At 64.3% G+C, this 10494-nt stretch carries 13 protein-coding genes and 1 pseudogene; 11 read left to right on the top strand and 3 right to left on the bottom strand.

Going from position 1 to position 10494, the window contains the following annotated elements:
• Window positions 1–25: 25 nt before the first annotated feature.
• From C486_RS20115 to C486_RS07100, 3 genes and pseudogenes are all read left to right on the top strand, one after another.
• Window positions 26–226 (top strand): annotated as a pseudogene (locus C486_RS20115) (PfkB family carbohydrate kinase); the annotation flags it as partial.
• 200 nt (window positions 227–426) lie between these two features.
• Window positions 427–969, top strand: a complete 543-nt coding sequence (locus C486_RS07105; protein ID WP_008454613.1) for a GNAT family N-acetyltransferase — start codon at window positions 427–429, stop codon at window positions 967–969.
• 141 nt (window positions 970–1110) lie between these two features.
• A complete protein-coding gene (locus C486_RS07100) occupies window positions 1111–1398 on the top strand; it encodes a hypothetical protein (RefSeq protein WP_008454612.1) in 288 nt (95 codons plus the stop codon).
• Between the two features lie 192 nt (window positions 1399–1590).
• On the opposite strand, the gene C486_RS07095 is transcribed toward C486_RS07100, so the two are convergent.
• The gene (locus C486_RS07095) at window positions 1591–2889 is read right to left on the bottom strand and encodes an RNB domain-containing ribonuclease (RefSeq protein ID WP_008454611.1); all 1299 of its coding nucleotides are present in this window, start codon (window positions 2887–2889) and stop codon (window positions 1591–1593) included.
• Between the two features lie 141 nt (window positions 2890–3030).
• Here C486_RS07095 and C486_RS07090 point away from each other — a divergent pair, with 141 nt between their 5' ends.
• The gene (locus C486_RS07090; protein ID WP_049910232.1) at window positions 3031–3939 is read left to right on the top strand and encodes an ABC transporter ATP-binding protein; all 909 of its coding nucleotides are present in this window, start codon (window positions 3031–3033) and stop codon (window positions 3937–3939) included.
• Complete coding sequence (locus C486_RS07085) at window positions 3936–4727, top strand: ABC transporter permease (protein ID WP_008454609.1); 792 nt, start codon at window positions 3936–3938, stop codon at window positions 4725–4727. The genes C486_RS07090 and C486_RS07085 overlap by 4 nt, the downstream gene beginning before the upstream one ends.
• A gap of 3 nt (window positions 4728–4730) precedes the next feature.
• Here C486_RS07085 and C486_RS07080 read toward each other — a convergent pair whose 3' ends face one another.
• On the bottom strand, window positions 4731–5027 hold the full coding sequence (locus C486_RS07080) for a DUF7562 family protein (protein WP_008454608.1): 297 nt from the start codon (window positions 5025–5027) through the stop codon (window positions 4731–4733).
• 137 nt (window positions 5028–5164) lie between these two features.
• Between C486_RS07080 and C486_RS07075 the strand changes: the two genes are divergently transcribed.
• Complete coding sequence (locus C486_RS07075; protein ID WP_008454606.1) at window positions 5165–5644, top strand: RNA-binding protein; 480 nt, start codon at window positions 5165–5167, stop codon at window positions 5642–5644.
• 176 nt (window positions 5645–5820) lie between these two features.
• Entirely contained in the window at window positions 5821–6270 is a 450-nt protein-coding gene (locus C486_RS07070) for a CBS domain-containing protein (protein ID WP_008454605.1), read from the top strand.
• Between the two features lie 9 nt (window positions 6271–6279).
• Here C486_RS07070 and C486_RS07065 read toward each other — a convergent pair whose 3' ends face one another.
• Complete coding sequence (locus C486_RS07065; RefSeq protein ID WP_049910234.1) at window positions 6280–7044, bottom strand: DUF1028 domain-containing protein; 765 nt, start codon at window positions 7042–7044, stop codon at window positions 6280–6282.
• Window positions 7045–7232: 188 nt separating this feature from the next.
• On the opposite strand from C486_RS07065, the gene C486_RS07060 reads away from it, so the two are divergent.
• The 4 genes from C486_RS07060 (at window position 7233) to citZ (ending at window position 10250) form a co-directional block, all read left to right on the top strand.
• On the top strand, window positions 7233–7595 hold the full coding sequence (locus C486_RS07060) for a cell division protein SepF (RefSeq protein WP_006185779.1): 363 nt from the start codon (window positions 7233–7235) through the stop codon (window positions 7593–7595).
• A 360-nt stretch (window positions 7596–7955) separates the two neighbouring features.
• Entirely contained in the window at window positions 7956–8615 is a 660-nt protein-coding gene (locus C486_RS07055; RefSeq protein ID WP_008454593.1) for a helix-turn-helix domain-containing protein, read from the top strand.
• A 58-nt stretch (window positions 8616–8673) separates the two neighbouring features.
• Complete coding sequence (locus C486_RS21310; protein ID WP_160164293.1) at window positions 8674–8838, top strand: hypothetical protein; 165 nt, start codon at window positions 8674–8676, stop codon at window positions 8836–8838.
• A gap of 263 nt (window positions 8839–9101) precedes the next feature.
• On the top strand, window positions 9102–10250 hold the full coding sequence (gene citZ / locus C486_RS07050; protein ID WP_008454590.1) for a citrate synthase: 1149 nt from the start codon (window positions 9102–9104) through the stop codon (window positions 10248–10250).
• Window positions 10251–10494 lie beyond the last annotated feature (244 nt).

Below are 10494 nucleotides of genomic sequence, written 5' to 3'. Positions count from 1 at the left end.
TCAGAGATGTGTATAAGAGACAGCCGTCGATCCGATCGGCACCGGCGACGCCTTCGCCGGCGCGTTCATCGCGCGTCGTCTCAACGGCGACGACGTACCGACCGCCCTCGAGTACGCCGCGGCGACCGCGTCGCTCAAACGGACGATCCCCGGTGATGTCGCGCTCGTCACCGCCGAGGAAGTCGAAACCGTCGTCAAAAACCAGAGCGAGGACATTTCGCGGTAGGTTGCCCAGGCCGTGCGACGGCGATGACAGCATCCCCGGGTTCGGTATCGGTGCTGTGCCTGTTACTTTGCTGATTGGCGTCGCCGCTCGAGGCGACGGGGGAACGCGTCCGTCGGGCTCGAAGTCATCGCACAGCGACCGTAACGGATCGCTTGGAGTCGGGCCCCGATTTTTTACCGCCCGCCGTCCTACCTCGAGTCGTGAGTCGAGACGTCCGCCCGGCGACGGTCGACGACGTCTGGGCCGTCCATCGGGTCGCACGTGAGAGTTGGCACGCCGCCTACGACGACCTCCTCGGTCCCGAAACGGTCGCCGATGTCGTCGACGACTGGTACGCGATCGGCGATCTCGAGTCGTCGATCACGACGGCGACGGACCGCGACGACGCCGCGTTTCTCGTCGCGACGGACTCGCCAGCCGCCAGCCCCGCCTCCGAGCCCGACCACTACGGGTTCGCACACGCCGTCCCCTGGCCCGAGGATGCATCGGTCGCGTTTCTCGCCCGCCTCTACGTCCGGCCCACCAACTGGAACGAGGGAGTCGGAACCGCGTTGCTCGAGGCCCTCGAGCGGGCGTTCGCTTCGGAGTTTGACCGTCTCCGATTAGCCGTCCTCGCGGCCAACGATATCGGCATCTCGTTCTACGAATCCCGAGGATTCGAACGCGTCGCGACCCGACAATCCGATCTGGCGGCGGGGCTCGAGGAGCACATCTACGAGAAATCGGTGTCGGACGGCGACTAGCCTGCTCGAGCGAGGCTCGTAATTGAACGGTCGGTCCCCTGTCTCACTGCCCGCCTGCCAGCGCCTCGCTCACAACGTTTTCTCGGCTTCGCCCACATTTGGTAGCCAAATTTTATAGCCACAGGTTCGATTAACACAGGCATGAGATCCGAAAAGAAAATGGCCACCGATGGTGGTACGACCCCTGGTATCGACCAGGAAGAACTCTATACTACCGTCTATTCCGCAACGAAAGATGCGATGCTAGCGACGGTTGCGACAGTTGTGTACCTGGGACTTGCAGCGTTCTTCGTCTTCGGTGGTCTCGACCTCGCGCTTTCTAACTCGGGGATATCCAGTCTCGGCTGGGGGATAAGCGTAAGTGTGGTTGGATTTGTCATCGCTGCGGAGGCCACGGGCGTCACATCCCTGTTGAGCCGCTTTCGGTGACGAACGGACCCATCTTAGCACGTCCGTGACGATATGTGGCACCCGGGGAAATAATTTGCCAGCAAATTTGCCGCGCGCGAAGGGCATCGCATGACAACCAACTGAATCACACGTTGACGTACCCGCTCCCCGGTACATCGCACAGTACCGAACACGACCGCTCACAAAAGAAGCTCTGACAACGAAAGCTGGTCAGATCGTCTTGTCCGCTTCCGCGGAATCCACGACTTCGATCCCGCGGTTGTTGACCGCCATCGGATCGAGGCCGACCTCCTGGAGGAAGTCCTTGTACTCGCGCTCACATTGCTCGGCGTCCTTTTGCTTGTCGCTGGCGCGGTCGCAGAGTTCGATCAGGTTCTCAGGGACGTCGTTCTGGTAGACGATCCAGTGGTTGATCAGGTCGCTGAGTCGGCGGATGGGGCTCGTGAAGTGGCCGTAGATCTCGAAGTTCAGCGCGTGGTGGCCGCCGAACGGGTCGTTCATGTACCGCGCCCGGGGCATCACTTTCATCACCGCCCACTGGATCTTGTCCAATTGGCGGCCCGGCGCTTCCTCGAGCGTCGCGTTGACGGCCTTTCGGGGGTCGTCCCAGGTACTGCCGGGGATCGAAACCCCATCGAGGTCCTGAATTTCGCGCAGCGCTTCGGACCACTCGTCGGGGCTGGGTTGGGGGTGGACGCGATACATGGCCTCGACGCCGCGGTTCCACATGAGCTCGTGCGTGACGGCCTTGTTGGCTTTGAGCATGCACTCCTCGATGATGGTGTGGGCCCGGTCGCGGCTCGGGTTCAGGACGAGCGACCCGTCCTCCTTGCGCTGTTCGTGCATCTGCTCGGCGAGGTCGTAGACCAGTTTGTTCTCCTCGTGGAGGGGTGCGTCCGGGTCTTCGAGACGGCTTTCGGCCTCCGCGTAGGTGAGTCGCTCGTCGGACTGAATGACGGACTTGTAAATCTCGATGTTTTCGTAGCTCAAGTTCTCCTTGTCGAGGTGCATTTCGACGGTGTGGGCCAACCGGTCCTCGTTGGGGACCAGCGAACAGACCGTCTCGGCCAGCACCGGCGGCAGCATGTGGACCGTGTAGCCGGGGAGATAGACCGTGTTGCCCCGTTCGACGGCCTCGTCCCACATCGCCGTCTCGGGGTTGACGTAGTGGGTTACGTCGGCGATGTGGACCCAGAGGACGTACTCGTCGTCGCGTTCCTCGATCGAGAGCGCGTCGTCGAAGTCCTGGGCATCGATCGGGTCCGTTGTCCAGGTCGTCAACTCCCGCAAATCCTTCCGTTCGTCGATCTCGTCGCTTATCTCGGCCGTCACGCCCTCCGTCCGGGCTTCGGCCTCCGCTAAGACCTCGGGTGGGAACTCGTCGCGGAGTTCGAACTTCTCGAACAACTCCTCGCGCTTGTTCTCGAGATGGCGCGCGAGATCCTCCGAGACCTCGACGGGTCCCTGGCCTTCGACCGTACCGGCGTCGGCCTGTGCGTCGTCACTCATGACGAAGGCTACGCGCGTAAGAGTGAAAGTCGTGTCGGGATGCGAATCCGCCCGACTACACGCGCCCGACCCGCCGAGACCGCGGCTCGATGCGTCTTCGACCGGAACGTATATTTTATATCTAACAGATAGTTGCGGTAAATGTCTGCAATAGCCCTCCAAAACGTTACCAAGCGCTTCGGCGATGTTCACGCCCTCCGCGGTATCGATATGACCGTCGAGTCCGGCGAAGTGTTCGGCTTCCTGGGGCCGAACGGTGCCGGCAAGTCGACGACGATCGACATCCTGCTCCACTACACGCATCCCTCGAGTGGCTCGGTCAACGTGCTCGGTCACGATGTCACCGACACCCCGGTCGCCGTCCGGGAACGCGTCGGTATCCTCCCCGAGGGCTTCGCACCGTTCGAGACGATGACCGGTCGCCAGCACCTCGCGTACGCGATCGAGGCAGCCGACGCCGACGACGAGCCGGAGGCCCTGCTCGAGCGGGTCGGTCTCGCCGACGCCGCCGACCGGTCCGCCGCGGCGTACTCGACGGGGATGACACAGCGTCTCGCGCTCGCGATGGCACTGGTCGGTTCGCCCGACGTGTTGATCTTGGACGAACCATCGACCGGACTCGATCCCCACGGCGTCCGACGCATGCGCGAAATCGTCCGCGCGGAACGCGACCGCGGCACCACCGTCTTCTTCTCGAGTCACATCCTGGCACAGGTCGAGGCGGTCGCCGACCGCGTCGCCATCCTCCGCGCGGGCGACCTCGTCGCCGTCGACACGATCGATGGCCTCCGCGAGACGGTCGACGCCGGATCGGAGCTGACCGTCGACCTAACCGGCGAGCCGGCCGCGGTCGCGCCCGTCGTCGCATCCCTCGATGGGGTATCGACGGTCGACGAACGCGACGACGCCCTCGTCGTCGGCTGTACCGCCGATGCGAAACTCCGGGTGCTCGACGAGATCCGGGCCGCCGGGGCGACGATCCACGACTTCTCGACCGGTGAGACGTCGCTCGAGGAACTCTTCGTCTCCTACACGGAGGGGGCCACATGAACTGGCAGTTGATCGCTCGGAAGGAGATCGGCGACGCGATCCGGAACCGACAGTTGTACGCGCTCGCCGCGACCTTCGCGCTCGTCTTTGCCGTCCTCGCCGCACTCCACGTCAGGGAGGTCGACCGGGGATACGCCAGTCCCGGCGACCTCGTCAACCTGTTTGCACTTGCCAGCATGCTCCTCGTGCCGGTGGCCGGACTACTGCTCGCCTCGAGCGCGATCGTCAGGCGGCGTTCGAACGGGCAGCTGACGCTTTTGCTCGGGCTGCCACACGACCGACGGGATATCGTCCTTGGGACGTACGTCGGCCGATACGCGATCCTCCTCGCATCCCTACTCGTGAGCGTCTTCGCCGGCGTTGCCGTCGTCTTCGGGACCGGACACGCGGTTCCGACGGCCACCGTCCTTGGGTATCTCCTCGCTAGCGCCGGCCTGGGGCTTGCGTACCTCGCCATCGCGATCGGCATCTCGACGACGGTCCGCACCCAGACGTGGGCGACGTTCGCCGTCTTCGGCGCGTTGTTCCTCCTCCTGTTCGTCTGGCGGTTCGTGCCCGAAGGCCTCGCCTACGTCGCCGCCGGGTTCGAGGAGCCGACGACGCAACCGTGGTGGACGGCATACGTCGGCGCGCTCTCCCCGAGCCTCGCCTACGAATGGCTGCTGGAACCCGTACTCGGGTCGGCAGCCGACCGTACCCTGGTCTGGTTCAGCGCCGCCGTCCTATTGGGGTGGGGCGCGGTCGCGCCCATCGTCGGCTACTGGCGGTTCGTCGCGACCGACCTCTAGGGACTACCGCTCTCGCTCCTCGAGCGTGCCGTACTGCTCCTCGACCGTCGCGAGATAGCGCGTCAGAAAGGCGGCCCGCTCTCGCTCGCCGGCCTCGAGGTCGACCAGTAGCGCCTCGAGTCCGTCGCGAGGGTGATGACAGAGATCACCGTGACAGGACTTACAGAGGTGTTCGAAGGTTTTGCCGTCGCGATCCCAGCGGTCACCGTGCTTGTCGTACTCACGGGCCTCGTCGCGGGGGCGCTCGGTCCCACAGGCGAGGCAGGTGACCGTCTCCGTCCGGGTCCTGGAGGGCCACATGCATGAGCCGAGGGCATGGGTACACTTATCGATTGTCACATGTCATGCCCGTACTGGCCGTCAGGGCACCCGATTCGCGGCCGGCGACCGGTCCCCGGAACGCGCCTTTTAACTCCGGACCGCGCGTTGCTCCGGACATGCAAGTCAAGTCCCGACATCACCTCCGTAGCGACGCGGTGTCCGATCTCGAGGACGTTCTCGAGGAGCAACTCGGCGTCTCGCCCGAGGGCGACGCCTACGAGCGCGTCGAGTTCGAGGACACCGACTGGGAGGTCGTCCTCATCGACGGCGAGCCACAGGTTGCAGAGTTCGGCGACGACCTCTTTCTGACGGTCCGCGGGGCGAACGCCTACGAACCCGAGAAACGACTCGTGACCGTCGACGCGGGAGCCGTCTCGTTCGTCAGCGACGGGGCCGACGTGATGCGGCCGGGGATCACCGAGGCGACCGCGGACATCTCGCCGGACGATCTGGTCGTCATCGCCGAGGAGTCCCACGGAAAGGTGCTTGCCGTCGGCCGCGCGCGCGTTGACGGCGCGGCGATGGCCGGCGACGAGGGGAAGGTCGTCGACTCGCTGCACCACGTCGGCGACGAACTCTACGAGTTCACCGGGTAGGCTGCGCCACGGGCGCGAATCGAAGGAAGCTCACAACCTGTTCACATAATCCGATCTCCGATATCGACTGTCGTAGTCTGATCCGAATCAGCACTTCGACCTGCTAGCAATACTAGTTCCTAGTAGACGTTTGTCCACTAGGTCTATGTATCGGCTCGTGGTACCACAGGACAGTGATGATCCGGACCACAGTCGAATCCGTCGACCTCCGCTCGCCGCCGCCGATCACCCCTGAAACGCCCGTGACCGAGGCGGCCCACTCCCTCCGTCGGCCACCGGTGTCCGCGCTCCCCGTCCTCGAGGACGGATCGGTCGTCGGCATCGTCACCGAGTCGGATATCGTCGCATTGGTCGCGGAGACGGACGAACGCCCGGCGACTCGAACGATCATGTCGGCGCCGGTGACGACGATTTCGCCGACCGCGACGATCGCCGATGCCGCCGAAACGATGCGAACGCACGGCGTCAAACACCTCCCCGTTGTCAGCGATGGCGTCTACCGCGGCCTGCTTTCGGCTCGCACGCTGGCCCCGTACCTGTCGCGCCACCGCCTCGAGATCGAGTGGCAGGACGAGCCGATGCGGGGGGAAGCGACCGAAGGACGGGGACTCACCGCGGGCAACTGAGTTCCGGCGTCACTCCGAAGCCGCGTCGAGCGAATCCGCATTGAACGCCCCTTCGTACTGTGCGAGGGTGTCCCTGTAGCCCCGTTTCGCGAGGTCGTAGGTCGCCCGGAGATCCGCGATCGGCGTCTCGGTCGCGTCGAGTCGCAGGTCGTTGTACGGCGGCTCGACGGCGTGTGACTCCGTGGTCTCGACGACCACCGCCGCGCTCTGGACCGACAGCTCCTCGCGTTTGTCCCCGCCCTCGAGGTCGCCGGCCGCCAACGCGTCGATCAGTCGCTTCGCGAGCGGGTCGGTCTCGACATCCGCCGTGACGGCGCGCGGACCGGTCGAGCAGTCCGTCGCGTCGTGGACCGCGTTGGCCGCGTATGCCTCGGCGGTTGCCTCGAGAACGGCGTCGCCGGTCAGCATGTTCCCCGCGACGGTGTAGTGGTCGCCCTCGCGGTGGCCGTACTCGTCGACGCACTCGGTGCCGGAGAAGGCGAAGGTCGTCTCGCCGTCGACGCCGTGGAGTTGGCGCTGAGGTGCGCCGTCATCGGCGTTGAGCAGCGCCTGAAGGGCGTCGTCGACGGCCAATCCGTCGTCGATGTAGTCGAGCCCGCGCGCGCCGAGGTCGACGTTGACGAGACTCTGGGTGGCGACGGCACCCCGGTCGCTGACGAACGGACACAGCGTCCCCACGCCGGGCAGCCGCGTCGTGACCGCGACGCCGAAGCGGCGGTGACGGTCACCGCGGTCGGTCTCGTACTCCTCGCGGACGCAGATGCTGAACGTCATAATTTGCGCGTGGCGTCTGTGGCTGAAAAAGCTATGGACGGCCAGTATCGTCTCGGACGGGACGCTGATTTCGGTCGGCTCCCCGCCGCCACGGGACTGTGGTCGATCCGTCGCCACCACCGATAGTCCCGCCGACGGGACCGTGTCTGACGTAAGAACTATACTGACGGCGGCGGTGGATACCGCCAATGGGACTCATGAGCAAAATTCTCGGCGGCAGCCAGTCTCGGTCCGTCGAGGACTACTCGGAACTGAACCTCGAGGACGTCTCGACGGGCTCCGCCGAGGCGGCGATGCAGGTACATATTGCGGAGGTCGGCAGTCAGGCCGATGCGATCGATATCAAAGACGCCGTCTACGACGGCGACATCGTTATCGCGGACATCACGCGCTTGCGGACCGAGGATAGTACCGTCGAACACATCGTCGACGAACTCCGGCAGGTCGCCGAAGAGGTCGACGGCGACATCGTCCGGAAGGGCGAGGATCAGATGATCATCACGCCCACGGGCGTCCATATCAGCCGCGAAAAGCTGGGCCAGAAGCTATAACGGCGGTCCTCGGCTGGCGTTTCTCACCGACCGATCTCTCTTCGGTGTCGCGTTCGCCGCGCTGTCGGACCCGTTCTCGACGAGCCGGGTGGTACCATGTCATGAGAACTTCGATGAATACCTGACTAAGCCAGATGTAGTTTTAGAACTTTGTTCGTCACGAGAATAGTACTCGAGATAGTGATACTGACCGCTCTATAGAAGTCGAGACCGACCTTCGCAACGCAGACGGTTTGAATTCGACTCACGGGTCGGACACCAGAGGACCCTCCCAGCGTCGACCGCCCGTGGGTGTGTGGAATTTTCACCCGGCGGGAATTCCCGGCTCCAGTTATGCCGTATACTGCTGTACGAGTCTATATGTCGGGCTTTCGTGCAACAGTCGTCGTCGACGAACCGGCGGACTGTCCGGTGGCCGATGTCTCCGCCTCCCTCGAGGACCCGGTCGAATCGGTCTCCCGGTCGTCACAGGCGACGCCCGAGGGAACGATCGTCGAGGAGTTCGGCGTCGACGCGGACGCCTCGCTCGAGGAGGAGTATGATGTCGAACTGACGCCGGTCCAGTCCAACGACCGAGAAGCGATCTATCGGTTCGAGCGCGACAGCGCCGCCGACTGTGCCTGTGAGGTCATCGAGGGGACGGGAACGCCGGTCTCGTCGGTTCGCGCCCAGAACGGGTCGTTGCTCCTCTCCTTTCGAACCCTCGAGTTGGCCGAGATCGCCGACATCGTCGACAAACTGCGCGCGTATTTCGACGGCGTCGTCGTCGAGGAACTCACGCAGGACCACGAGGACGTTTCCACCGACCCGGTCGTCGTCGACCGTGAGGTACTCACGGCCAGACAGCGGGAGATCATCGAGACGGCCCACGAGATGGGCTACTTCGACTATCCGAAGGGTGCGAACGCGACGGACGTCGCCGAGGAACTCGGCGTCGCACGGTCGACGTTCACCGAGCATCTGGCGGCCGCCCAGACGAAGCTGATGGACGCTATTCTCGAGGCAGAGGGGTGCCAGTAGTGACCGACTGCGCCGTCCCAGTGCTCCGGTGACGGCGCTGTTTCTGCGTGGAGCATGGATGTCAGTACCGACGGGACCGTCGAGCGACCGATCGACCGCTCGAGCCACCCGTTGGCCGGCACCGACGACGATGGCCGAGGTCGGCGTCCGCGTCGCGTTCGTTGAGGACTTAGCCGTCGAACTCGAGCGAGCGCCGCGAGTCGGCGAGGCAGGTAGTCCGTGACTCGGCTCCGTTCGGGCTGTTCGGCTGTGGCGGGGTCTACGGCGGTCGTCCCCGACCGATCCGGACGAGGCTCCGGCCACTCACTCTAACGAAAAACAATTATAGTTATTCGGCCGGTCAGTGACTGACTGTCTGTTCGTTCGATCACGAAACAAGCGTTCGTCCGTAGTCGTAGAACCGGCAAAACTCGAACATCACCGGTATCGATCGCCGGCACCGGGCAAACGATAATGCTTTTCCATTGGCGTCCGAAATTCCTGACTATGTCTGACGACCTCAAGAAAGGGCTCGAGGGTGTGTTGGTTGCCGAATCGGAGCTCAGTTCGATCGACGGCGATGCCGGTCGGCTGATCTACCGCGGCTACACGATCGAGGACCTCGCTCGCGGCGCGAGCTACGAGGAAGTCCTCTATCTGCTCTGGAACGGTCACCTCCCGACCGAGGACGAACTCGAGCCGTTTACCGACGCGCTCATGGACGAACGCGAGGTCGACGACGACGTCCTCGCGACGATGGAGAAACTCGCCGACGCCGACGAGCAGCCGATGGCCGCGCTCCGGACTGCAGTCTCGATGTTCTCGGCCTACGAACCCGAAGACGACGCCGATCCCGAGGACCTCGAGGTGACGCTCCGGAAGGGGCGTCGGATCACGGCCAAGATTCCGACCGCGCTCGCGGCCTTCGAGCGCTACCGTCTCGGCGAGGAGCCCGTCGACCCCCACCCCAATCTGGGTCTCGCCGCGAACTTCCTCTATATGCTGACCGGCGAGGAACCCGACGAGATCGCCGCTGAAACCTTCGATCAGGCGCTTATCCTCCACGCCGACCACGGGCTGAACGCCTCGACGTTTACCTCGATGGTCATCGGCTCGACGATGGCCGACATCTACAGTGCCGTCACCGGCGGCATCAGCGCCCTTTCGGGACCGCTTCACGGCGGCGCGAATCAGGACGTCATGGAGGTCTTGATCGAGATCGACGAGAGCGACCTCGACCACCGCGCGTGGGTCGAGCAGGCGACCGAAGAGGGCCGTCGTATCCCCGGCTTCGGCCACCGCGTCTACAACGTCAAGGACCCTCGCGCGAAGATCCTCCAGGAACGCAGCAAGGAACTCGCCGAAAACGGCGAGGACAAGTGGTACAACTACACCACCACCATCGAACAGTTCCTCTCCGAGGAGAAGGGCCTCACCGAGAAGGGGATCGCCCCGAACGTCGACTTCTACTCCGGCTCCGTCTACTACCAACTCGGCATCCCGATCGACATGTACACGCCCATCTTCGCTATGAGCCGCGCCGGCGGCTGGATCGCCCATGTCCTCGAGTACCAGAACAGCAACCGCCTCATCCGCCCGCGCGCCCGCTACACCGGTCCCCAGGATCAGGCGTTCGTTCCGCTCGAGGAGCGATAAGCCCGCTCTCGGTTTCGCTGCCCTTTCCGTGCCGACACGTCAGTCCCATCGCTGCTATTTCCCCCCTCGGCTTCCGTCAACGACGCCGAACGCGACCGGGCCCCGAACCGGGCCGTTCCGCGCCCGCGTGAGGGGGTGCGTTTCGGGGCCGATTTCGCGGTTCGACCCCTCGAATGACGCCCGTCTGTCCCGCGTCTGACGGCGACATCTTCCCGCCGCCTGCGTGCGGTTTCACTTCCACTCC

Source organism: Natrinema gari JCM 14663, assembly GCF_000337175.1.
Lineage (GTDB): Archaea > Halobacteriota > Halobacteria > Halobacteriales > Natrialbaceae > Natrinema > Natrinema gari.
The sequence above is the reverse complement of the archived record's forward strand: the minus strand, read 5'-3'. Positions and strand labels throughout refer to the sequence as shown.